We start from the raw sequence: 23,982 nt of genomic DNA on the forward strand, positions 1-23,982 counted from the left end.
TTGCCATCAACCTAAGAAACCCAGCCTTCAGATGGAATGGCTTTTACCTCAATCTGCTTAACCCGAACTCAGGTTATCTTTATGTATCCGAAACCAGTCCAGAGTTTTAGTGAAACCGAAAATATAATCAAAGATATGATTCTACAACGAGAAAATCACACTGATTTAGTGTTGGTAATTCTCAAGAAGGAGCATTTAGAGTTTTTAGGAATTTGCGAGGTTGGGGCTATTGATACTCATACACCGGAGTTAGGAATTTGGCTTAAGAAATCCGCTCATGGTCATGGTTTTGGTAGAGAGGCAATTCATGCATTAAAAGGCTGGGTGGATAAAAATTTGGAATACAATTATCTTTCCTACCCTGTTGATAAAAGAAATATCCCCAGTCGGAAAATTGCCGAAAGTCTTGGGGGTAAAATATTTCGAGAGTTTCAACAAATTAACGAGAGTGGTTATCTTCTTGATGAGGTTGAATACAGAATTTATAAATAAACGTAAAAAAGCCGATGACTTAAGGAAATTACCAAAATTCACGAATATATTAACTTGTAGATTAGCGCACCCAAGGCCAAACCGATCAATGAAAAGGCAGATGTAGTCCAAAAGGCTAGCCCTTCCCTAAGACCTGCTGTTTGAAAGTCTATCTTAACTAAGATAGTTGCCGAAACGATTAGTAAAGTATCAAGAAATACTCGAAACCAGGCAATCATAATAAAAAACAAGAAAGCTGCTAAAACAGCAACGGCGAAAGACCTCGTATTTGATTTAATCAAAATACTGAAGTAATATGTCATTTTCGTCCAAGGAATGGTCAACGTTACTATTAAAAGCAAGATAGCAATGACAGTTGCCACCCACACAGACTGGGGAGCGCGTGTTTCAGATATTACCCAGCCCAGAGTACTGTAACTAAGCAGTACTAATGCCAGGGATACCCAAGGAACTCTTTGCGAAATTGACATGGGTTAATACTCCTAGTACAAGGTAAACAAGAGGAAAAGGGGCAGGGAGCGGGGAGCAGGGGGAAAATCTTCATACATAAATGTATTGACTCTGAAAGTTTGGACGTATTATTTTTGGTGTTACATATCTCTAAACAAATATCTTTACTTTTGGGTATAAATAAATTTAGGGCTACTAAAATTGTGGCAGGTGAATTACAGTATCTTTCCCTCTGCTCTCCTGATTCTTGGGTCAAGGTCTTATTCCATTATTGAATTTTATAACTATTGACTAATAGCTAAACAATCATTTTCTGCCCACCAAGCGTAGATGGGTGTGTTGCGGTCTGGTAAAACGCCAAAAGTATTCGGTTGCAACACATTTATACTAATGCCATTTGTTAATTCCACAACATAATTAACATGTGTGCCTAAATACATAATATTGACAAGCCGTCCTTCAAAACAGTTAGTTGGCAAGTTGGGTGGATAAAGCGAAAGTTGTATTTTTTCTGGACGCACGCAAACTACCACTGCTTGTGATAATTCAGACGGTGTATCTTCTGCGCGACTAATGATAATTGAGAGTCCCGTTTTTGTGGAAATTTTAATATTAGAAGAGTCTACCGCGACAATTTCACCACTAAATAAATTAGTATCGCCAATAAAATCAGCAACAAAGGATGTACAAGGACGTTCGTAAATTTGGCTAGGAGTGCCAACTTGTTCAATTTTGCCTTGGTTCATCACAGCAATGCGATCGCTCAAAGATAATGCTTCTTCTTGGTCGTGTGTCACCATCACAAAGGTCACTCCCAAATCTTTGTGTAAATTTGATAACTCCACCTGCATTTCTTTACGTAGTTTTAAATCTAACGCCCCTAAAGGTTCATCTAGTAATACCACGGTGGGACGGTTGACTAAAGCTCTTGCTAAAGCGACTCGCTGCTGTTGACCACCAGAAAGTTGATTGGGAAAGCGCGATCGCAAACTTTCCATTTTCACGAGTTTTAAAGCTTCTTCGACTCTAGCTTCAATTTTCGATTTGGTTATTTTTTTTAACCGTAGTCCGAAGGCGATGTTATTCCAGACATTCAGGTGGTTAAATAGAGCGTAACTTTGAAATACAGTATTGACGGGTCGGCGGTAAGGCGGCACATTAGTCATAGACTGACCCTGAATCAACACCTTACCAGCGTCAGCGATTTCAAACCCAGCGATTAAACGCAGTGTTGTTGTTTTACCACAACCGGAGGGGCCTAAAATACTAAAAAATTCTCCTTGTCTGATATCCAAATCGATTCCATTTACTGCTGGTTCTTGGTTAAAAAACTTGAACACATTACGCAGTTCAACATCAAGTGGCTGAAAATTTGTTATCCCCCTTTGATTCTGCATGACAATTTGAGCCATAATCCTCAGTAGAATGCCGTGATATTACGTGATGTCAGTAGTCTATTGGGCAGACTAGATTTGACACTTTGGTTCATTGTATCCGCCAAAAACAATTGTTCAAGAATATACTTGTCCAATTCTTTTATACCCAGTACTGGGCATGAGTTTAGGGTAATTGTATACAGATAATACCTCTATTGGAATCATTATTTGTCTTATGTCTTTATTTCCATCAATTGGCAGCAAAAAAGATACACGTACAGTTGGACGTGGTTTCCAATCAATATTTTTAATCGTATTTACCGGATTAATACTCGCTGGTATTGAGGCTCGTTTGGCATATTTGCAAATTGTTGAGGGGCCAAAACTCCGGGAACGAGCCGAAGCAAACCGCGTTCGGATGATTCTTAAACAACCCGAACGGGGAAATATTTTTGACCGCAATGGTAAACTTTTAGCCACTACTCGCTATCCTAGTTCTGTATATTTGTGGCCGATGGCACATACTAAGCCTTCCTGGTCTGTAGTGGGCCCGCGTCTAGCGCAAATTCTCAACATTCCCCAAGATGAAATGGAAAAGAAATTAGAACAAGCTGGTGCTAATTCTTCTTCACTCATCCGGGTTGCTCGTGATCTAAATGAAGCAGAAATCACGGCATTAAAGGAGTATAAAAATGATCTCCCGGAAGTAGAAATCAATACAGATTCCGTGCGTTATTATCCCCACGGTAAAGAATTGGCTCATGTACTAGGTTATACGCGAGAGTTGACCCCCGACCAGTTAAAAGACAAGAAGCAGCAAGGCTACCGACTCGGAGATGTAATTGGTCAAATGGGGGTGGAAAAGGCTTATGAGAAAATGCTACGTGGTGAATGGGGCGGTCAGCAGGTGGAAGTGGATGGTGCAGGTAGACCAATCCGGGTTTTGGGGGAAAAACAGGCAAAAGCTGGTAACGATTTGCACCTGACCATAGATTTAGATGTGCAAAAGGCAGCAGAAAAAGCTTTGGGAAATCACCGAGGTGCGATCGCAGCACTCGATCCAAATAACGGTGCTGTTTTAGCACTGGTATCTTACCCCACCTTTGACCCGAATATCTTCTCCAAACAAAAACTCTCCCAGAAAGATTGGGAAACCTTGCAAGGTAAAGATCATCCTCTGGTTAATCGTGCCTTGAGTGCCTTTCCTCCCGCCAGTACTTTCAAAATTGTCACCACCACAGCCGGGTTGGAATCAGGTGAATTTTCTCCTGATACAATATTACAGACCTTTAGTTCTCTGACCGTTGGTGGGGTAACTTTTGGTGAGTGGAACCATGCTGGATTTGGGCCATTAGGATTTCCCAGAGCGATCGCTATGAGTAGTGATACTTTCTTCTATCAAGTTGGTAGAAAAGTCGGTGGCCCAACTTTAATTGAATGGAGTCGCAAATATGGGTTTGGTCAAAGAACTGGCATTGAATTTCAGGGCGAAGAATCAAAAGGTTTGGTTCCAGATGACACATGGAAGCAGAAAGTTTTGAAAACACCTTGGACTGTAGGCGACACTATTAATATGTCAATTGGTCAAGGTGCTTTGCAAGTGACACCCCTGCAATCGGCGATTATGTTTTCTGTCCCTGCTAATGGTGGGTATCGAGTTCAGCCGCATTTGCTCAAAGACAACGAAGAAGCAAAAAGTTGGCGAGAATCCTTAAATATGAAGCCGACAACTATCAAAGTTCTCCGCGATGGACTGCGGCGGGTAGTGAGTGAGGGTACTGGTAAGCGCTTGGATGTGCCGACAATTGCCCCAGCGTCTGGAAAGAGTGGCACTGCTGAAGCTGGTGTTGGTCGCCCAAATCATACTTGGTTTGGTGCTTATGCTCCTAGTAATAAGCCGGAAATTGTGGTTGTGGCCTTTGGTGAAAATACTGGCGAACATGGCGGTACTATTTGCGGGCCGATGGTTTTACAAGTGCTAGAAGCTTATTTTCAGCATAAGTATCCAGGTAAGTATCAAAAACCTCAGCTTGATCCATCAGAAGCTAAAACTCAGAGTTCAGGACATGGAACTGGAGACTAGTGCCGCAGAGCGAAAGTCAAAAGTCAAATAGGTATATATTATACTTCTTGCTCATACACCCTTTTTCTTTAGCGATCGCTTGTAAGCTTGTAAAGACAGATGTACCCACATTGCTATTTAATCAGGAGCTAGTATTACCCCGCAAAATTAATGAGATAGACCACTAAATGCCTTTAAGGTTCTGTAAACAAGTGGCAATTGATAAAAAGCAATGTCTAATTATATTTGAATATACAGAACTGAACTATGAAATGCCCAAATTATTTTTTCCTAGCGCTGTTCACTGCATTTCTATGCATAGCTTTATCCCCTGTTTTAGCAAAACCTCCTGCCGTCTACCCTGCTATGCAAAATTTGACCGAGCAAAAGGAGTGGGGAAAACAAGGAAGTAGTGAAAACAGGAAATTGATAAATGCCAAATCCCCTACTTTCAACTCCCTACTCCCCCAGAAAAGCGGCTCATCCCAAACGGCAAGCTTAGTGGAACAAGGCAAAATATTATACGACAGGGGACAATTTACTGAAGCGATAAAAGTTTTGCAACAGGCTGCTGCTGCGTTTAAAACTTCTAGGGATGAATTACAAGAAGCGATGACGCTGAGTAATCTCTCCTTGGCTTATCAGCAACTTGGCCTGTGGGCAGAAGCTGAGGAAGCAAACGCCCAAAGTTTAAAATTATTACAGTCAGAGGAAAATACGGGCGGTTCCGGTGAGCGTTCCCAACTTATTGCCCAAGCCCTAGATGTGCAAGGACAGTTACAACTGGCACAAGGACAAGCAGAAGCGGCTTTAACTACCTGGCAAAAAGCCGCTAATATTTATCAGCAAATAGGCGACAAGGCTAGATTAACTCGTAACCAAATTAACTCTGCACAAGCTTTGCAAACTTTAGGGCTTTACCTTCAGGCTAACAAAACTTTAAACGAAGTACAGCAAACCCTTACAACCCTTCCAGACTCACTTCTTGTAGCTACAGGGCTACGTAGTCTTGGCAACATCCGCCGACTTGTCGGTGATTTAAATGTATCACGTTTGGTATTGGGGAAAAGTTTAGCAGTGGCAAAACGATTGCAATCTCCAAAAGCGATCGCAGAGGCTCAACTCAGTTTAGGCAACACAGCCCGCGCCCAGCAAGACACTGAAGCGGCTTTGCAATACTATCAGGAGGCTGCTGCTGTATCTGTTTCCTCCATCACCCGCATCCAGGCTCGCCTAAATTTACTTAGTTTACTTTTAGAAAAAAACCAAGATCAAGATGCATTGGCGTTGTCGTCTCAAATCCAAACGGTAATTAGCAATTTGCCACCCAGCCGAACCTCAGTATATACTCGCATTAAATTTGCCCAAAATCTTACACAATTAAAAGAAAAAATTAGCATAGATACTCCCTCATGGCTGAACATTGCCCAGCAATTGTCCACTGCGATCAAACAGGCACAGAACTTGCAAGATCGGCGAGCAGAATCTTATGCTATGGGTAGTCTTGGTGAGTTGTATGAAAAAACCGGGCAGTTTTCTGATGCTCAAGAGCTTACCGAGAAAGCTTTATTCACAGCGCAAAGTATTAATGCATCGGATATTGGTTATCAGTGGCAATGGCAGCTAGGACGCATACTGAAAAAAAAGGGAGATACTAAAGGCGCGATCGCATCCTATAATGTAGCCTACAAGACCCTTAAATCTCTGCGTGGTGATTTAGTAGCCCTCAATCCAGACTTGCAGTTTTCCTTTCGGGAAAATATCGAACCAGTGTATCGAGAGTTAGTTGAATTGCTGTTGCGTTCTCCCCAAGGCAACAGCGCTTCTGTTCCCTTCGAGAAGCTAGACCAACAAGACGCTTCTCTACTAAAAGATAATACACCGCGATCGCCACAAGAGGGTATCAATCAAGACAATCTAAAGCTTGCTCGTGATGTAATTGAATCTCTGCAATTGGCAGAATTGGATAACTTCTTTCGGTCAGCCTGTTTAAACCCTACGCAGGAACTTGACCCAGTGGTTGACAAAAAAGACCAACGAGCAGCAGTGATTTATCCAATTATTTTGCCAGATCGCGTAGATGTTATCTTCAAATTGCCTAATCAAGACTTGCGCCACTACAAAACTGTAATAGCTCAAAATGATGTGGAAAACACAATAGCAGAATTGAGGAAAAACTTACTAAATGTTACCGCAACAGGTCGGGTTCAGCAGCAGTCCCAAAAAATATATGATTGGTTAATTCGACCTGCACAAACAGATTTAGTCAATAGTGGGATAAAAACCTTAGTGTTTGTACTTGATGGTGAGTTGCGAAATATCCCAATGGCGGTTCTCTACGACAAACAACAGAAGCAATATCTAGTAGAGAAATATGCGATCGCCTTGACACCAGGTTTGCAACTTCTCGATCCTAAACCTTTGCGACAGATACAGCTAAATGCTTTAACAGCCGGAGTCAGCGAAAAACGTCCAGTCGAAGGCAAAGAATTTCCCGAATTAGAAAATGTACCACGGGAATTAAAAGAAATCAAATCTGAAGTACCTAAGAGTGAAGAACTGTTAAATCAGCAGTTTACCCAAACAAACCTGCAAAATAAGTTGCAAACAGCTTCCTTCTCCGTGGTTCACCTAGCAACTCACGGTGAATTTAGTTCTGATGCTGAAAAAACCTTTATTCTCACCTGGGATAAACTGGTTAAAGTCAAGGAATTTGATAATCTACTGCGAGTTAGCGACAAAAACAGATTTAGTGGCATTGAATTACTCGTCCTTAGTGCTTGCCAAACTGCTGAGGGAGACAAACGAGCAGCTTTGGGACTGGCTGGGATAGCTATGCGGGCGGGAGTACGCAGTACACTAGCAACATTGTGGTCAATAGATGATCGCTCCACTGTCGATGTAATGAGTGAGTTCTATCGACAGCTAAAGCTTGGGATGAATAAAGCCGAGGCACTCCAGCGTGCCCAATTAGCTATTTTTGCTAGAGAAAAAACTCCATATTTCTGGGCACCCTATGTTTTAGTAGGCAATTGGCTTTGACATAAATCACCCTTGAAGAAGGCAGGACTAAAGTCCTCACTAGGAACATTTTTTATTCAGCTTGATTAAGCGATCGTGATATAACCTAATACGCTTGGGTTCGCACCAAAAACCTTGAAATGTGTAGGTTGGGTTGAGGAACGAAACCCAACATTTCGAGACTTTGTTGAATTGAGCTTTGCTTAACCCAAGCGTATTGTGACATAATCTGATTTTTTAGAAACAAGAAGCAGGAGTAAACCAGGAACTATGAGGCAAAGCTTTCGGCGCATCAGCCGTGAGTACAACTTCACCTTTAGCATTTTTCACCCACCCTTGTGCTTCCACAATCGGCGCTGGACTAGAATTATTTGCCTGACTTGAATTTGTACTAACACGGTTTTCACCCTTTGGGTTGAGAGTTACCCAATCTAGTTCAACTGCATCAGGAGTGAGTGCTTCGGTTCTAGGGTTGGGTGGTAAGCCGCCGCGTCCGGTAATCGTAAAACTGTTTTGATTTTCACCAGGACGCACTTGACAGGCTTGCGACACTTTGGTGTCTACTGGGACGGCTGGTAAGTTAATTAATCCTCGATAGGGGTCAACATCGAGGGTGTTAATATCTACAATGCCGCTTAAATCAGGTCTTGTTTGGGAAACTGCCGTAATATCATTTGTCTGAAGTTGACGCGGGTCTAAATCCATAGGACGCAACCTTTTGAGGTCTTCGCTAGTTAGTGGTGCAATTCCAAAAATATTAGTAGCTTTAATTGTGACTTTCCCACCATTACCACTAAATGCATTAGCGGTGATATCGCTGTTTTCATTTGGGTTGGCGACGATAAAACCGTCAGGGATATTGATGGTGATATTACCGCCATTTCCACCAGCCCCACTAGTGCCTGCTGAGGTAGAAATTTCACTATTGCGGCGCAGTAACAATAAATCTTGCAAGTTCAGCGCAATATTACCACCATCACCGGAGTTAGCCTGCCCAATCAGCTTACCTTGGTTATCCAATTTGATGGAACGAGCGGTGATTTCCAAATCACCTGCTTTTTTTGTACCTTGACTGCTCACAGTTATATCAGCATTATTTAAGAGATTTAATTCTCCGGTTTTAACTATAATATCTCCCCCCTCTCCTGTAGATTCTTTAGAAGTGGAAGCTGAAACCTGCGCTCCATCTTGAACAGTCAATTGTCCAGTTTCTATATTTAAGTCTCCGGCATTTCCAGTAGCTTCAGTGCCAACAAATAAGCCACTAGCTCCCATTTGCGAAGTTCCAATGAGTTGGATAGAGTCTGCGTTTACAGACAAAGTTCCTCCCCTTCCCTGACTACGAGTACTAGCTGAAACCTGCGCTCCAGCTTGAACAGTCAATTGCCCAGTTTCTATATTTAAGTTTCCGGCATTTCCAGTAGCTTCAGTGCCAACAAATAAGCCACTAGCTCCCATTTGTGAGGTTCCAATGAGTTGGATAGAGTCTGCGGTTACAGACAAAGTTCCCCCTTCTCCTGTAGATTCTTTAGAAGTGGAAGCTGAAATTCTTGCTCCATCTTGAACAATCAATTGTCCAGTTTTTATATTTAAGTTTCCGGCATTTCCAGTAGCTTGAGTCCCAACCAATAAGCCGCTTCTACTCTCACCATTTGTTCCAATAAGTTGGATAGAATCCCTAGCGTTGATAGACACAGTTCCTCCATCTCCTGTAGATTCTTTAGAAGTGGAGGCTGAAACCTGCGCTCCATCTCGAACAATTAATTGCCCAGTTTCAATTCTTAATTCTCCGGCATTTCCAGCACCTTGTGTTACAGTAAACAAGCCACTAGGCCTGGGTTTTTCACCTTCTATAATTAAGGAGGTTCCAATGAGTTGGATAGAGTCCCTAGCGTTGACAAATAAAGTTCCTCCTCCTCCTGTAGATTGTAGAGAAGTGGAAGCTGAAATCTGCGAACCATCTTGAACAATTAACCGCCCAGTTTCAATCCTTAAGTCTCCGGCTGTTCCAAACCTTGTTGTCTCAGTTAATAGACGGCTTCCTCCCAAGAGTTCTACTGACTCCGAAGCGTTAACCCCTAATGTTCCTCCTGGTCTTGAGACTAGGTTATTTACCGCAATTTCTGAACTATCGTCGAATGTAACACGCCTGCCCTGTATTTGGATACCACCACCGCCTTCACCACTAGCACTTACTGTACTGAAATTAGTAACAGATACATCTCCTCGCGCTACATTCTCAGGAAAACTTAAGCGGAAATTGTTGTTATCAATGTTCAACCCTACTGTCCCCTCTGTTGCCAATCCTCCTAATTCGATTCGACCATCTGGAGCATACACGATCGCTCCTTCTAAATTCACATCGCCTCCCAATAGCAGTAAATTCTGATTCTCTGGAACAAACAGAAATGCTTCATTGACTTGAATCGGCTTCACAGGCTGGGATGGAATTTGATTGAATAGAAATGCAGAAGGATTCACACTCAGCAAAGGGTTAAGCGGATTGACGGGTGAAGTCATGGAGAATTCTCCACCACCCGGAAACCGGATTGCATTAGCTGTTGTGCCAATAAATGAACCATTAACATTTAATGAGGCACTTTGTCCAAATATGATGCCGTTAGGATTCATTAAAAAGAAATTAGCATTACCTTGAGTTTGAAGTGTTCCCTCGATATCAGAAGGATTTCTCCCTGTAACTCGCACCAAAATATTGTTGATAGTAGGGGCGTTTTGGAAATTGACTACCTGATCACTTGTAATACTAAAGTTGCTAAAACTATGGAATAAATTTGTATTGCCAACGGTTGTACCCCCTGTAATATCCAAGGTAGTGTTGTCGATTTGCTTCACTTGAGTTCCCACAGAAGGATCAGCAGTGACCTGAGCAAATGTGCGTAAGCCTCCTTGGATTCCAATTGCACCCGTTAGAATCACCAAGCCTGACAACCCTAAGTGACAACCGTGACCAAACCAACTTCTTAAACTCACAGAACTTATCTCCTAACTGTGGAAAATTACTTTATTGCAAGATCGACACTACTTTAGTAATACTTGTGCAAACCTTTGCCCGTGCCCCTCTCCAGTTAACTCTGCTGGAAGGTTAGGTTTTTGATTACTAATCTGCTGTTGTGACGTAGTGACTGTATGAATTTTAAGACTTAAGGTGAATTCAACAAACCTCTTTTTTCTTTGAACTTTAGTTCAAGGCTGTCCCTCTCGCCTGTCAACTACGCTGATTTTTCATAAGAAGTGCTGTAACCCTCATCAATGCTGGGGGTTAGAGGTAGGGTATTAGGATGTAGAGAACTGTTAGCGCAACGTTAGCGATGCAAGAACGGCACTTTTAAAGACAGGCATCGCAAAAAGGTAATTGGAAAATCTAATTAGAAGCCCTAAAAACTAGACTATACCTGCTATTTTCGCTTTTCTGTCACTGCCTAAGTCATGCATTGTTAGCAAAGTGAAGGTTACGAGGTAGCCAAGCTAACTGCTGATCAAGATAAAATAAAGCACCAGTATTTGCGTTATAGCTACAATAACTAGGCAGTCCCGCACTTCCACCAATTATTGTTAATTGTGGATGTGGAGATTCTGTAGGAGGAGTAACTTTCATCTCGTTACTCGGAATTTTTGTTGATACTAAAACATCAGTTATAGAGTTAGTTAATTGAATAGCATCTTCAGAAGATGTAATAGAAAGCAAAGTGTCACTATTCTTGCCACCAGTGAGAATGTCATTGCCAATTTCTCCTGCTAAGGAGTCTTTACCGGATTTACCTATTAGAGTGTCATTGGTTGTAGAACCTTTAGAGATGGCGTTAGTGGCGCTAACAGTAGGAGTATTAATTTTCAGAATATCGTCGTTAACTGAGAAGTCTGTAATTGTATCAATGCCGCCACCTGAGTAATATAAGACAAAGGTATCTTTACCACTACCACCAGTGAGTCTGTCATTACCACTTCCTCCCTCTAAGTAGTCATTACCTGCCCCACCTATTAGAGTGTCATTACCTTCATGACCGTAGATTTGATCGTTTAGTGAAGTCCCAGTTAGATAGTTGCTTCCAGATGTGCCGTGAATAGTTGCCACGTTCGTTACTCCCTGAGAAATTCGTGTTTCTATTGCTGATTTTAACTGGCAATTAGCATTACAGATGACATTGGTTAAAAAACAAAACAACGCGATCGCACTTAGAATACCAATTCCGTAATCAAAGCGCGAATTCCTTGTCTGTCTATACACTGTATAAGGCGAGTTTGACTCTCCCAACTTTAGTAAGAGACTCTGCTATGGAGTCAGATTTTTTATTCGTCAATGTTAATTATTAGTAGTTTTTGAAGCCACTACAACAGCTGTATTCCAGTCAAGGTTAGGAGATAGCCAAGCTATCTGCTGATTCAAATAAAATAAAGCACCGGTGCTTGCGTCATATATAAAAAGACTAGAAGATTGGCTAGTGTTACTCGAACCAAGCGTTAGTGAACGATTTGCAGACTTAGTAGAAACCGTACCAGCATCTTCGCCCACTTCATAATTGCTCAGAGATGCTCGTGTACCTATAAGATAGTTAGAAGCGCCAATTGTTGATGTAGTAACTTTAAGAACGTCATCACTAACGGAGAAGTCTTTAATTCTATCAATACCACCACCTGAGTAATTCAGGACAAAGGTATCTCTACCACTACCACCAGTGAGAATGTCATTACCACCTCCTCCCACTAAGTAGTCATTGCCCAACCCACCTATTAGAGTGTCATCGCCTTCATAGCCATATATTTGATCGCTTCCTTGAGTCCCAACTAGATAGTTGTTTCCAGAGTTGCCCTGAATATTTGCCATGTTATTGACTCCGATAATTTAGTGTTTCCACTGCTTATATTAACTAGCAGCTAAGTAGGTAGGCACTAAAAAACACAACTAAATTAAGAAAGATAAAATTTTTAAAAGCTTATAATTAAGGTGTTTATGGCGCTTTATATAAGTTTACGTAGTTAGTTTAATATGCCTACTTGCTTGATATGTGTTGTATATCTGTTAACAACTAAAATAAGGCGCTTTTTCCAGCATTACACCGTCAATATTGAGTTATCCTCTGTTTGTACACGGCTTTAGCTGCATCGCAATTATTTTTCCAAACCATAACGTCTAACAATTGGCGCAAAAGCAAATTCTGATAAACCAATAGTTTTTAACAAATTAGCCCAATAGAAATCTCCAAGTATGCGTGAGCCACGTTAGTCGCGATCGCTTCTGTATTGAGGGTAATTGATAATTTATAATTGATGATTTCCAAGTAATTACCCAGTTGGCAATCTAAAATCTTAAAAATTGCTACGGCAATTAGCTGGGTTCTGCCACGAACTATAAAGCGTGTTTGTCGGTGCATTAGCCGTGAGTACAACTTCACCTTTAGCATTTATCATCCACCCTTGCGCTTCCACAACCGGCACTGGAATAGAACTAATTGTCTGAGTTGAAACATCTGCACTAGAGTGGTTTTCACTCTTTGGGTTAAGAGTTACCCAATTTACTTGAACTGAATCAGGAGTGAGGCGTTCTGTTATGGGGTTGAGTGGTAAGCCACCGCGTCCGGTGATCGTAAAACTACTTTGATTTTCACCAGGACGCACTTGACAAACTTGAGACACTTGAGTATTAATTGGTACGGCTGGTAAGTTAATTAATCCTCGATAAGGATCAACATTAAGCGTGTTGATTTCTACAATGCCGCTTAAATCAGGTCTTGTTTGGGAAATTGCCGTAATATCATTTGTCTGAAGTTGACGCGGGTCTAAATCTATAGGGCGCAACTTTTTAAGGTCTTCGGTAGTTAGTGGCGCAATTCCAAAAATCTTAGTAGCGTTGATTTTGACTCTTCCCCCATTACCATTGTAGGCATTGGCGGTAATGTCGCTGTTTTCATTAGGTTTGGCGACGATGAAGCCATTAGGGGCATCGATGGTGATATTACCGCCATCTCCACCTTGTTGATTAATGCCTGCGGTAGCAGATATCTGGCTCTTGCCGCTTAGTAACAATAAATTTAGATCGTAAAGTCTAATGTCACCGCCATTACCGGATGCAGTTTCAGCAGTAATTTTCCCTCCGTTATCTAAGCGAATAAAAGGAGATATTAACTGAACGTTGCCTGCACTCCCTAAGCCTTGAGAGCTAACAAACAAGCCACTCTTAACAAACTCACTTCCACCACTTGGAACACGCCTTTTGAAGGGAGAACTGCCAGATATAATTATCCGATCAGTAGCATTAACCCTTATATCTCCACCTTTTCCTTGATCAATAGAAGCAGTAGATATTTGGGCGCCATTTTCCACAATTAATTGCCTAGTGTTAATCGTCAAATTACCAGCATCTCCAATATTTTCAGCCTGAGTAGCTAAAAAGCTAGGGAATTGTTGCCCATCTATTGATATTTCTGTTCCTTGTAATTTCACCAAATCGCTAGCAGCTACAAATAAATTTCCCCCTTGTCCGGCACCACGGGTAGAAGTTGATACTTGCGCTCCATCTTGAATAATCAAGCGTCCGGTATCAATTGTCAAGCTTCCAGCATCTTTAGCACCTTGAGTTTCAGTAAACAAGCTACTACCATTAATAACTTCCACGGAATCGGTGGCGGTTACAGTCAAATTTCCCCCCTGTCCCTCACCTAGAGTAGAAGTTGATACTCGCGCTCCATTTTGAGAACTTAACCGTCGAGTGTTGATTGTCAACTTTCCAGCATTTCCAGCACCTTGAGTTTCAGTAAACAAGCCGCTTGTTATTGTTCCTGTTAGTTCTACAAACTCCGAAGCGCGAACCGTAAGCATTCCCCCCCCTCCCTTGCTCAACGGATCGGTGCCAGCTCTTATTATTGAGCCATCGCCCTGAATACTCAACTGTTTAGTTTCAATCGTCACGTTTCCTCCAGCACCAGTCGCGTCTTTTAAAACATCGGCTGTAATCCGCGAACCCTCAGTTAGAGTCACCGTCGTTGTTGTCTGAACAAGCACCTCTCCACCAGCCTCTGTACCCTGTGTATCGGCAAAAATCACTGAGCCTTGAGTTAAAGCCAAATTATTGCTTTGAATCTGAACATCGCCACCGCCCACACCGCTAACATCAACATACGCTCCGTCTTGTAATCGAATATCGCCAAAATTATTTACAGAGGCGTACCCTAATACCCAATCGTTATCTTTCTGGTTCAAGCTGACTTCTCCAACACCAGCCACACTACCTAACTCAATCCGTCCTCCTAAAACCGCTAAATTTGGTTGTTTTAAAGCTGCTCGTTCACCTCCCTGCAACGTCACATCACCACCCACGAGTGCTAAAGTTTTGCCAGGTTCTACCTTGAGATCAGATCCTTCTACACGAATACCTCCTGCTGTTCCCTCAAATTGCAAACCAATGGGAACACTTACTGTTAGCAGAGGTGTGTTTTGGAGAGGAAACGCGCTAAACAGAGCGCCATCTGCAAATTTGAGGCGGTTTGCTGTAGTTGCGATGAAAGAACCTTTAATGTCCAATTGGGCATTAGGCCCAAAAATAATTCCATTGGGATTGATAAAAAACAAGTTAGCAGAGCCATTGGCTTTAATCAGACCGTCAATTAGGGAAACAGAACCACCCGTGACGCGGCTGATGATATTTTGAATTTCTATTGCGTTGTCGAACTTGAAGTTAGCCTGAGTGCCAGTGAGTACAGAAAACTGCTCAAAACTGTGGAAAAGATTACTTCCAGCTCGAGTTCCTCCTTCAATAATTGTGGTATTACCCTCTAATTTGACAGTGGAATTAGTCGGTAAAGTGTTATCAGGCGTAATTTGAGCCAAGGTACAATCCCCAGCATTGACGTATGCGCCACTAATAGCTAAAGAAATCATTAGCCTTAAAAGCCAGCACGAATCGCGTAAATTTTCAGTCATTTGATGAATTTCCCTTAACAATAGAAATAATCAGGGATTTTTGTGCTGTTTGGACAGCAGAGATTATAAACTTTTGTGAAGAATTGGCACAATTGGCAGAAAAATTTATGCTGCAACTTGGGTTATTAAATAGAGGTGATTTGACCTCTAAAGAAAAATAATCAATTAGGTGATTACAATGCATCATTCCTTGAAAATAAAAATCCTGGATTTAGACCATATTGAATCAATTGTTGAGCAGGACATCAGAGATGTGGAGGCTGAAAAAATTGTCGGAGGAACACTAAGTGTAAGTGCGTCACTAGTCTCTCGGCTTGGCTCTGAAGTTGGGTCTTGGGCAGTACCTCTGCATATCCCTCCTCATCCTCCAGTACCTCTGCCTATCCCTCCTCATCCTCCCTTGGTAAACAAGGTAGATTTACAGTTACAAATTATTGTGAAAATTAAAGAATTAGATTATAGCGTTTCCCGGTCTAGTGAGGTACAGTTTTAAATCTGCTGGCATTTTGGATAAAGGTTAGAAAAAATTAGGTGTACCTCAGTTGCTTGGGAAACGCTATATTTTGCTTCTAAAGCAAAATAATCAATTAGGTGATTACAATGCATCATTCCTTGAAAATAAAAATCCTGGATTTAGACCATATTGAATCAATTGTTGAGCAGGACATCAGAGATGTGGAGGCTGAAAAAATTGTCGGAGGAACACTAAGTGTAAGTGCATCTCAAGTATCCTCTGAAATAAGTTTAGGAGCAACGCTAAGTGTAAGTGGGTCTAAACTAGTCTCTCGGCTTGGCTCTGAAGATGTTATGTCTTTCGCAATGCCCTCTCCGGCAGAGCCTCTGCTTATCCCTCTTCATGTTCCCTTGCTTTCCAAGCTAGATTTACAGTTCACTTTGATTCTTTAAACCACAGTTTTTCTGAGCTATAACGCGCAACAATTGGCGCAGAGGCGAATTCTTTTAAACCAACAGCTTTTAACAAATTAGTCCAATCATCGCTTCAGGTGCGATCGCCTGAATTAGTACAGCGCATATCAGCTAAATTAGTTACAGCATCTTGCCAAATATAATTAACAACATAGCCAAGGTACTCCCTTGATTTTGCCGTCTTTAAGTTACTTTTAAGGTTTCTTGTTAGCAGTATCCGTTGTAACCATAATTTCACATAAAAATACCCAAATGTGTTTTGGCGATCGCAAAACGACTCCTTAGGAGTATCGCCACAATAAACTTTGAAGTACCATTAATACACTTATTGTTTGTTTTCAGAGGATATTGCGGACTTGGCAGTAAACTGATGCCAATCACAAAAAGAGCGCCGTAGACACGGAAACCACTTAGCTTGATTGCTGTAGAGGAAGTGCCTACGGCGAATTTATTTGCTTGAAATATTAACCGTGATACTCCCATAACTTCATGATAGTTCAGGCTGCATATAATACTTAGCTGTTTGTTACTTTTATTATTTTCTCTACTTAACTAATTTAAGTAAATTCCTAATTCAATATTAGTGATGTCTTAGACGACTTAGTACGTATATAGGCTCTAAGTGCAAGAGTCACTGAAAATTCATTTCTTTAGTTTATCTAAAGTCGCATCTAAGTTATCAAATTACCTTTCTAAGATAGAAGCAGCAACTATAAGTTGCCATACACGATTAAAACCCAATTAACAGCTAGGGCTGCGGAGAACAAAAAAATGGCTAAAGCGCCAGATTCAATAGAATCGTCTATCAATGAAATTACAGACAGATCCTTAGATCGTGATTGTACAACCTTATCGCGTCACGTCTTACAGCAACTTCAGAGTTTTTCGCCAGATGCACAGGATTTAAGTGCGTTGATGAATCGCATCGCTTTGGCCGGGAAACTGGTTGCTCGCCGTATGAGTCGCGCTGGTTTAATGGAAGGTGTCCTGGGATTTACTGGGGAAGTTAATGTCCAAGGAGAATCCGTTAAAAAGATGGATGTTTATGCCAATGATGTATTTATCTCAGTTTTTAAGCAAAGCGGCTTAGTCTGTCGCCTAGCTTCTGAGGAAATGGAAAAACCCTACTATATCCCGGAAAATTGCCCTATTGGTCGCTATACCCTGCTATATGACCCAATTGATGGCTCATCCAATACTGATAATAATCTCAGCTTAGGTTCCATTTTTGCCATTCGCCAACAAGAAGGAACTGATAGCGATCAAAAGGCAACTGACCTCCTCACCAACGGACGTAAGCAACTCGCTGCCGGATACATTCTATATGGCCCCAGCACAATGCTGGTTTATACTATAGGTAAGGGGGTTCATTCTTTTGTCCTTGATCCTAGCTTAGGAGAATTTATTCTCACAGAAGAGAACATTCGGATTCCTAACCACGGTTCTGTTTACAGCGTGAATGAGGGTAATTTCTGGCAGTGGGAAGAATCAATTCGAGAATACATCCGCTACGTTCATCGCACAGAAGGCTACAGCGCTCGTTATAGCGGCGCAATGGTGAGCGACATTCATAGAATTTTAGTTCAAGGTGGAGTGTTTCTATACCCAGGCACAATTCAAAACCCAGAAGGTAAATTACGCTTGCTTTATGAAACCGCTCCTCTAGCCTTTTTGATTGAACAAGCAGGTGGTCGCGCCACTACTGGACTGATGGATATCTTGGATGTAGTACCGAAAAAATTGCATCAACGCACACCTTTAATTATTGGTAGCAAAGAGGATGTAGCAAAGGTGGAGTCTTTTATTCAAAACGGACACTAGCAATCCCTACGGGGAAGTCAAAAATCAAAAGGATTTAATTTTGGTCTTTTTGTCTGTAATGAAATGGCTGCTGACTTGTACTAGTGTAAAAAGGCACGATTTAGAAGAAAACAAAGCTTGCAAATAAAGCTTTTTAAACTTTTTCAACTGGATAGTTATTTTTGCCATGCTGCACTAAAAGACGGTAATAAAAAGATCAAGGATGCGTCTAGCATCTGGCATTAATTAAAAGTTAATCATGGTGATTTAAAATTGGCGATGCAGAATAGCACTTCTTAAAGATGTATTAAAGATTATCTCAGCTGGCCGATGCGAATAAGTGATTGGCAACGCCACAATTCAAGAGTAAACATCAAATTGTGATGAGTTTTGCCAACTTACTTAGAAAGATCACTATACAGGAGTGAAACGAATTAGAGCTATGTCTACCAATCATGTACTAGAAATTAAGCAATACGGTCAAAGTATCTGGATGGATAATTTGAGCCGTGACATTATTCAATCAGGCGAACTCAAAGACCTGGTTGAAAATCAAGGTATCTCTGGGATTACCTCTAACCCAGCTATTTTTGAGAAAGCGATCGCAGGTAACGTCATTTATGATGCGGATATAGAAGCCGGAGTTCGTGCTAATTTACCCATAGATAAAATTTACGAATCCCTAGTTTTTGCAGATATCCGTTATGCATGTGATATTTTACGCCCTGTTTATGAAGCCTCGAATAGACTAGATGGTTATGTGAGTATTGAAGTTCCACCAACTATTGCCCATGATACTGAAGCAACAATAACCGAAGCCCGGCGCTATTTCCAAGAAATTGGTCGGGAAAATCTAATGATTAAAATTCCCGGTACAGAACCTGGTTTGCCAGCAGTAGAGCAGGTAATATCCGAAGGGATGAATGTTAATATCACATTGCTGTTTTCTGTAGAAAGCTACGTAAACACAGCTTGGGCTTATATTCGTGGCTTAGAAAAACGGCTGGCTGAAGGCAAAGACATCAGTAAAATTGCTTCAGTCGCCAGCTTCTTCCTCAGCCGAATTGATAGCAACATTGACGCCAAAATTGATGCTAAGTTGAAAAAAGGTGTTGATGATATTTCTGTGGAAGCAAGGCTAAGAGCTGTTAAAGGGAAAGTAGCGATCGCTAACGCTAAGATTGCCTACCAGGAATACAAGAAAATTATCGAGAGCGATCGTTGGAAGGCCTTGGCAGAAAAAGGGGCCACAGTACAACGGCTACTTTGGGCTAGTACTAGCACCAAAGACCCCCACTACAACGACGTGATGTATATCGAAGAGTTGATTGGGCGAGATACCGTTAACACCGTACCACCAGCGACGATTAAAGCTTGTGCCGATCATTGTAACGTAGGCGATCGCTTAGAAACAGATGTAGATAATGCTTACACCCTGATCGAAAACCTTAAAGATCCCGACATCAACATCGATCTTGATGCCGTCATGGATGAACTGTTAGTTGACGGTATTGACAAGTTCATTCAGCCCTTCCAGTCCTTGATGAACTCTTTAGAAGACAAGATCAAGGTATTGTCACCAGTGTAGGGACTAGGGACTAGGGACTGGTGACTGGGGACTGGGGGCTAGGGACTGGTAAACAATTTTCCTAATACTAAACCCCCAATGCCCAATACCCAATATCCAGTCTCTAATACCCAGTCCCCAATCTCAAAATCCAAAATCCAAAATCCAAAATTCCTATGGTTAGTCTGCTAGAAAATCCCTTGCGCGTTGGTCTGCAACAACAAGGGATGCCCGAACCCCAAATTATAGTTATCTTTGGCGCTTCTGGTGATCTCACCTGGCGCAAACTAGTGCCAGCACTTTACAAATTGCGGCGAGAACGGCGGATACCGCCAGAAACTACTATTGTCGGCGTAGCGCGTCGAGAGTGGAGCCATGAATACTTCCGTGAACAAATGCAGAAGGGCATGGAAGAGGCACATCCTGATGTCGATTTAGGGGAACTTTGGCAAGACTTCTCTCAAGGTCTGTTCTACAGTCCTGGGGATATAGACAACCCTGAAAGCTACAAGAAATTAAAAACCTTATTGAGTGAGTTAGACGAAAAACGGGGCACACGAGGTAATCGCATGTTCTACCTCTCCGTTGCCCCCTCATTCTTTCCCGAAGCCATTAAGCAGCTAGGAAGCGGTGGGATGCTAGAAGATGCTTACAAACATCGTCTAGTAATCGAGAAACCCTTTGGTCGAGACTTGGCTTCTGCCCAAAGTCTTAACCAAGTGGTACAGAAGTATTGCAAAGAAAACCAAGTATACCGCATTGACCACTACTTAGGTAAAGAAACAGTCCAGAATTTGCTGGTGTTTCGCTTTGCCAATGCGATTTTTGAACCCTTGTGGAATCGCCAATTTGTTGACCACGTACAAATTACCGTCGCAGAAACCGTGGGAGTGGAAGACCGGGCTGGCTACTATGAAACCGTCGGCGCACTGCGGGATATGTTGCAAAATCACCTCATGCAACTTTACTGCCTAACCGCGATGGAAGCACCTAACGCAATGGATGCCGATAGTATTCGTACAGAAAAAGTGAAGGTACTCCAAGCTACTCGTTTAGCTGATGTTCACAATCTGTCGCGGTCAGCAGTCCGTGGGCAATACAGTGCTGGCTGGATGAAGGGTCAAGCAGTGCCAGGGTATCGGACAGAACCAGGCGTTAACCCTAACTCCACCACACCCACTTATGTCGCAATGAAGTTTGTGGTGGATAACTGGCGCTGGAAAGGTGTTCCTTTCTACTTGCGGACTGGAAAGCGGATGCCGAAAAAAGTCAGTGAGATTTCCATTCACTTCCGCGAAGTTCCATCTCGGATGTTCCAATCTGCTGCCCAACAGACAAATGCCAACATTTTGACGATGCGGATTCAGCCAAATGAAGGTATTTCCCTGCGCTTTGATGTCAAAATGCCTGGGGCAGAATTCCGCACCCGTTCCGTTGACATGGACTTTAGTTATGGTTCCTTTGGCATCCAAGCAACATCCGATGCCTACGATCGCTTATTCCTTGATTGTATGATGGGCGATCAAACATTGTTCACACGGGCGGATGAAGTAGAAGCAGCTTGGCAATTAGTAACACCAGCCCTTTCCGTTTGGGATGCACCCGCCGATCCTAATAATATTCCCCAGTACGAAGCCGGTACTTGGGAACCAGAACAAGCAGAACTCTTAATTAACCAGGATGGCCGTCGCTGGCGCAGACTGTAAATATTAGTCATTAGTCATTAGTCACTAGTAAAAACAAACGACAAATGACAAATGACAAATGACAAAATCCAAAATCCAAAATCTCCTATGCCTACCCAAACTTCTACAATTTTCTCACTCCAGGCACCGAAAGATATTTCGCTTAACGAAATAGATGCCGAACTCAATCAAATTTGGCAAAGTTACGGTATTACTGGCGAGGACGGTGGACTTCCCAGTGCTACTAGGGCAACTACATTTACTTTAGTGGTCTACGAACCAGAAGAAACTCAGTATTTGTTGGCTGCTTTGGGATTTTACAACGGCCCAATTGATGGAATTTTAGGGCCACAAATGACAGCAGCATTGCGGGAAGTCCAAAAGAAACATAATCTACCAGAAAGTGGAACAGCAACACCAGAAACTCTAACTGTATTACGAGAAGAATTCGCTAAAGGTCAGCGAGGTGGGACTGGAGGTGAACATTCTGCTACTGGGTTAAGTAGCGGCAGCCCCAGAATTGCCGATGAAATCGCTCTCCGCAACCCCTGCCGCATTATTGCGCTATTTCCCATTGCTGGCGAAGATGAAGGGGTTAAGGCTCAAGTTTCTGCCTATTGCCCCATCCAAAAGCAATCCTCAAGCACACTTATCTGTTGCGAATACATTACTCTCAGTGGAACTGCTGCTGCTTTAGAACGCATCGGTGGTATGATTCCAGCCTTGTTGATTGGCGGCTTGCCAAAGTTTCTCTGGTGGAAGGCAACACCAGACCCTAACAATGGTTTATTCAAGCGCCTAGCAGCAGTCTGCAATAATGTAATTGTAGATTCTTGCAACTTTAACAACCCAGAAAGTGATTTACTCAGCTTAGAAGAGTTGGTAGAAACGGGTGTACCTTTAGCTGACTTGAACTGGCGTCGCCTCGCATCATGGCAGGAATTGACAGCTGAGGCTTACGACTCACCTAACCGTCGCGCCGCTCTCAAAGAAATTGACCGCGTTACGATTGATTACGAAAAAGGCAACCCCGCTCAAGCTTTGCTGTTTTTGGGTTGGCTAGCAAGCCGATTGCAATGGCAGCCAGTTTCTTATGAAAAGGAAAGCGGTGATTATGACATCACTCGCATCCGTTTTATTGCTCAAGAACAGCGACAAGTAGAAGCCGAATTAGCAGGAGTTCCGGTTGCTGATGTGGGCGATATTATCGGCGATTTGATTGCCTTGCGCCTCAGTTCGACAAATCCCCAGGCAGACTGTGGTACAGTTATCTGCTCAGAAACTGGTGGTTGTATGCGGATGGAAACCCACGGTGGCGCTCAATCTGCCGGTCTGTTTCAACAGGTAACTTCACTTTCGGAACAAAAGGCGGAAGCTTTGCTGAGTCAGCAGGTGCAACGCTGGGGCCGCGAGTCACTTTTTGAAGAAAGTCTAGGAGTGACAGCGAAGATTTTTAAATTGGAAACAAACTAGTACTGCAAGGCGAAATTCCAAAGTTAACACTGAGCAAAGTCGAAGTGTCAAAATTCAAAATTAATACACCGTAAGTGTTTCATTGATTTTGAATGGTTGCTTTATTTCCGCCGTGCTGTACCTACTATCTCTGGCAAGACAACAATGCTTGGTTTGTAGTGAGCGCTAAAGCGCTCAAGTTAAGGACTAAAATCCTAACTACAAGCTTATTCATCTATCAAAGTTGGTCTGATGGACTACTAGTTAGCTTCGCCTGGAAAAAATAAAAGTTACCACAATTAGAAAAATCAAACACAAACTCTTCAGATTTTTGGATATTTCAATAATCTGGAGGGTTTTTCTATTTTCTTTGGTTTTTTGGACTAAATACCAAAGACCCCTACCAGGCTGCAACTTTGATGCATCGACCTACAACTTTAATGCATTGACCTGCAACTTTGATGCATCGACCTGCAACTTTGATGCATCGACCTGCAACTTTAATGCATTGACCTGCAACTTTGATGCATCGAACTGCAAGCTTGTTGGATTGGCTTGAAACTTTAATGCATCGACCTACACCTTTGTTGTTTCTAAGTTGCAAAAATGAGCTTACCCTTTTCCTAACCTTGTTTTATCTAAAAACTTTAGCTTACTGATATCTTTAGAGTTTCAATGGGTACATTAAATATGTACATTACATCAGTATGCTATATGGCTACCCAAGACACAACACGCCGTTTACGCCCTCAAGTAATCAGTGAAGATGTTAGTTCATGGCACGGTTTGCAAACCATCACTACTTATGAAACTAACCGTGCTGATGCCTCTGCTGTTAAATTACAGCAAGCTTATCAAGCTATGTTAACCCAGCAACAAGCCGAAACTGAGAAACTAGCTTTATACCGTGCTGCGGCTGATGCGGCACGATTAACAGAATGGGAATTTCACAATGCAGTGTTAGCGATGAAAGAAGTTGTGCGTGGGCAATATGGGTTAGATAGCGATCAAGCCCAAGCGGTAGGATTGAAGAAAAAATCAGAGTACAAGCGTCCTAGCCGCAAAAAGTTAGTCGCATCATGAGCTAGGAAAAATTAACACACTTTAGATGTGCGATCGCTATATGTATTTACACAATAACAAAAACAAGGGTGAGCAAATAGTTGCCTATCTTTGTTTTTGTTAGAAGTTAAGGCAAGAGCAAGAGACGCGATA

Annotated in this window: 17 protein-coding genes and 1 pseudogene; 10 read left to right on the forward strand and 8 right to left on the reverse strand. The window is 42.2% G+C overall.

Features of this window, described 5'->3' with window-relative positions; all coding sequences use genetic code 11:
• The first annotated feature begins 36 nt into the window (after positions 1-36).
• Positions 37-492, forward strand: a complete 456-nt coding sequence (locus tag RMZ43_RS28560; RefSeq protein WP_416212416.1) for a GNAT family N-acetyltransferase — start codon at positions 37-39, stop codon at positions 490-492.
• A 38-nt stretch (positions 493-530) separates the two neighbouring features.
• Here RMZ43_RS28560 and RMZ43_RS28565 read toward each other — a convergent pair whose 3' ends face one another.
• Positions 531-962 carry a hypothetical protein gene (locus RMZ43_RS28565; protein WP_322648512.1) on the reverse strand — a complete coding sequence of 144 codons (432 nt, stop codon included), beginning with the start codon at positions 960-962 and terminating at the stop codon, positions 531-533.
• A 264-nt stretch (positions 963-1,226) separates the two neighbouring features.
• On the reverse strand, positions 1,227-2,354 hold the full coding sequence (locus RMZ43_RS28570; protein WP_322648513.1) for an ABC transporter ATP-binding protein: 1,128 nt from the start codon (positions 2,352-2,354) through the stop codon (positions 1,227-1,229).
• A gap of 199 nt (positions 2,355-2,553) precedes the next feature.
• On the opposite strand from RMZ43_RS28570, the gene mrdA reads away from it, so the two are divergent.
• Both mrdA and RMZ43_RS28580 read left to right on the forward strand, forming a co-directional pair.
• Positions 2,554-4,401: a penicillin-binding protein 2 gene (gene mrdA, locus RMZ43_RS28575; RefSeq protein WP_322652525.1), complete on the forward strand. Its 1,848-nt coding sequence runs from the start codon at positions 2,554-2,556 to the stop codon at positions 4,399-4,401.
• Between the two features lie 246 nt (positions 4,402-4,647).
• Positions 4,648-7,422, forward strand: a complete 2,775-nt coding sequence (locus RMZ43_RS28580; protein WP_322648515.1) for a CHAT domain-containing protein — start codon at positions 4,648-4,650, stop codon at positions 7,420-7,422.
• A 216-nt stretch (positions 7,423-7,638) separates the two neighbouring features.
• Here the strand turns inward: RMZ43_RS28580 and RMZ43_RS28585 are convergent, their stop codons facing one another.
• The 4 genes from RMZ43_RS28585 to RMZ43_RS28600 form a co-directional block, all read right to left on the reverse strand.
• Positions 7,639-10,392, reverse strand: a complete 2,754-nt coding sequence (locus tag RMZ43_RS28585; RefSeq protein ID WP_322652526.1) for a filamentous hemagglutinin N-terminal domain-containing protein — start codon at positions 10,390-10,392, stop codon at positions 7,639-7,641.
• 454 nt (positions 10,393-10,846) lie between these two features.
• Positions 10,847-11,494: a hypothetical protein gene (locus RMZ43_RS28590; RefSeq protein ID WP_322648517.1), complete on the reverse strand. Its 648-nt coding sequence runs from the start codon at positions 11,492-11,494 to the stop codon at positions 10,847-10,849.
• A 228-nt stretch (positions 11,495-11,722) separates the two neighbouring features.
• A complete protein-coding gene (locus RMZ43_RS28595; protein ID WP_322648518.1) occupies positions 11,723-12,244 on the reverse strand; it encodes a hypothetical protein in 522 nt (173 codons plus the stop codon).
• Between the two features lie 482 nt (positions 12,245-12,726).
• Positions 12,727-15,336: a filamentous hemagglutinin N-terminal domain-containing protein gene (locus RMZ43_RS28600; RefSeq protein ID WP_322648519.1), complete on the reverse strand. Its 2,610-nt coding sequence runs from the start codon at positions 15,334-15,336 to the stop codon at positions 12,727-12,729.
• Between the two features lie 178 nt (positions 15,337-15,514).
• On the opposite strand from RMZ43_RS28600, the gene RMZ43_RS28605 reads away from it, so the two are divergent.
• A complete protein-coding gene (locus tag RMZ43_RS28605; protein WP_322648520.1) occupies positions 15,515-15,829 on the forward strand; it encodes a hypothetical protein in 315 nt (104 codons plus the stop codon).
• 107 nt (positions 15,830-15,936) lie between these two features.
• On the forward strand, positions 15,937-16,242 hold the full coding sequence (locus RMZ43_RS28610; protein ID WP_322648521.1) for a hypothetical protein: 306 nt from the start codon (positions 15,937-15,939) through the stop codon (positions 16,240-16,242).
• A gap of 94 nt (positions 16,243-16,336) precedes the next feature.
• Here the strand turns inward: RMZ43_RS28610 and RMZ43_RS28615 are convergent.
• Positions 16,337-16,519, reverse strand: a pseudogene (locus RMZ43_RS28615) (DUF928 domain-containing protein); the annotation flags it as partial.
• Positions 16,498-16,746, reverse strand: a complete 249-nt coding sequence (locus tag RMZ43_RS28620; protein WP_322653729.1) for a hypothetical protein — start codon at positions 16,744-16,746, stop codon at positions 16,498-16,500. The gene RMZ43_RS28620 and the pseudogene RMZ43_RS28615, both read right to left, overlap by 22 nt.
• Positions 16,747-17,034: 288 nt before the next feature.
• On the opposite strand from RMZ43_RS28620, the gene fbp reads away from it, so the two are divergent.
• The 5 genes from fbp (at position 17,035) to RMZ43_RS28645 (ending at position 23,850) form a co-directional block, all read left to right on the forward strand.
• Positions 17,035-18,084, forward strand: a complete 1,050-nt coding sequence (gene fbp / locus RMZ43_RS28625) for a class 1 fructose-bisphosphatase (protein WP_322653728.1) — start codon at positions 17,035-17,037, stop codon at positions 18,082-18,084.
• A gap of 421 nt (positions 18,085-18,505) precedes the next feature.
• Complete coding sequence (gene tal, locus RMZ43_RS28630; RefSeq protein ID WP_322653727.1) at positions 18,506-19,651, forward strand: transaldolase; 1,146 nt, start codon at positions 18,506-18,508, stop codon at positions 19,649-19,651.
• 155 nt (positions 19,652-19,806) lie between these two features.
• Positions 19,807-21,336 (forward strand): glucose-6-phosphate dehydrogenase, encoded by a 1,530-nt coding sequence (zwf, locus tag RMZ43_RS28635; RefSeq protein ID WP_322653726.1) that lies wholly within the window; start codon positions 19,807-19,809, stop codon positions 21,334-21,336.
• Between the two features lie 87 nt (positions 21,337-21,423).
• On the forward strand, positions 21,424-22,788 hold the full coding sequence (opcA, locus tag RMZ43_RS28640; protein WP_322653733.1) for a glucose-6-phosphate dehydrogenase assembly protein OpcA: 1,365 nt from the start codon (positions 21,424-21,426) through the stop codon (positions 22,786-22,788).
• Between the two features lie 693 nt (positions 22,789-23,481).
• On the forward strand, positions 23,482-23,850 hold the full coding sequence (locus RMZ43_RS28645) for a hypothetical protein (RefSeq protein WP_322653725.1): 369 nt from the start codon (positions 23,482-23,484) through the stop codon (positions 23,848-23,850).
• The last annotated feature ends 132 nt before the right edge of the window (positions 23,851-23,982 follow it).

It is taken from the genome of Nostoc sp. CmiVER01 (genome assembly GCF_034531135.2).
Classification (GTDB): domain Bacteria; phylum Cyanobacteriota; class Cyanobacteriia; order Cyanobacteriales; family Nostocaceae; genus Nostoc.

Coding starts and splice junctions, on each gene's coding strand:
- RMZ43_RS28560 (WP_416212416.1), top strand. CDS start 37: ATGGCTTTTACCTCAATCTGCTTAACCCGAACTCAGGTTATCTTTATG.
- RMZ43_RS28565 (WP_322648512.1), bottom strand. CDS start 962: ATGTCAATTTCGCAAAGAGTTCCTTGGGTATCCCTGGCATTAGTACTG.
- RMZ43_RS28570 (WP_322648513.1), bottom strand. CDS start 2,354: ATGGCTCAAATTGTCATGCAGAATCAAAGGGGGATAACAAATTTTCAG.
- mrdA (WP_322652525.1), top strand. CDS start 2,554: ATGTCTTTATTTCCATCAATTGGCAGCAAAAAAGATACACGTACAGTT.
- RMZ43_RS28580 (WP_322648515.1), top strand. CDS start 4,648: ATGAAATGCCCAAATTATTTTTTCCTAGCGCTGTTCACTGCATTTCTA.
- RMZ43_RS28595 (WP_322648518.1), bottom strand. CDS start 12,244: ATGGCAAATATTCAGGGCAACTCTGGAAACAACTATCTAGTTGGGACT.
- RMZ43_RS28600 (WP_322648519.1), bottom strand. CDS start 15,336: ATGACTGAAAATTTACGCGATTCGTGCTGGCTTTTAAGGCTAATGATT.
- RMZ43_RS28605 (WP_322648520.1), top strand. CDS start 15,515: ATGCATCATTCCTTGAAAATAAAAATCCTGGATTTAGACCATATTGAA.
- RMZ43_RS28610 (WP_322648521.1), top strand. CDS start 15,937: ATGCATCATTCCTTGAAAATAAAAATCCTGGATTTAGACCATATTGAA.
- RMZ43_RS28620 (WP_322653729.1), bottom strand. CDS start 16,746: ATGGGAGTATCACGGTTAATATTTCAAGCAAATAAATTCGCCGTAGGC.
- fbp (WP_322653728.1), top strand. CDS start 17,035: ATGGCTAAAGCGCCAGATTCAATAGAATCGTCTATCAATGAAATTACA.
- tal (WP_322653727.1), top strand. CDS start 18,506: ATGTCTACCAATCATGTACTAGAAATTAAGCAATACGGTCAAAGTATC.
- zwf (WP_322653726.1), top strand. CDS start 19,807: ATGGTTAGTCTGCTAGAAAATCCCTTGCGCGTTGGTCTGCAACAACAA.
- opcA (WP_322653733.1), top strand. CDS start 21,424: ATGCCTACCCAAACTTCTACAATTTTCTCACTCCAGGCACCGAAAGAT.
- RMZ43_RS28645 (WP_322653725.1), top strand. CDS start 23,482: ATGGCTACCCAAGACACAACACGCCGTTTACGCCCTCAAGTAATCAGT.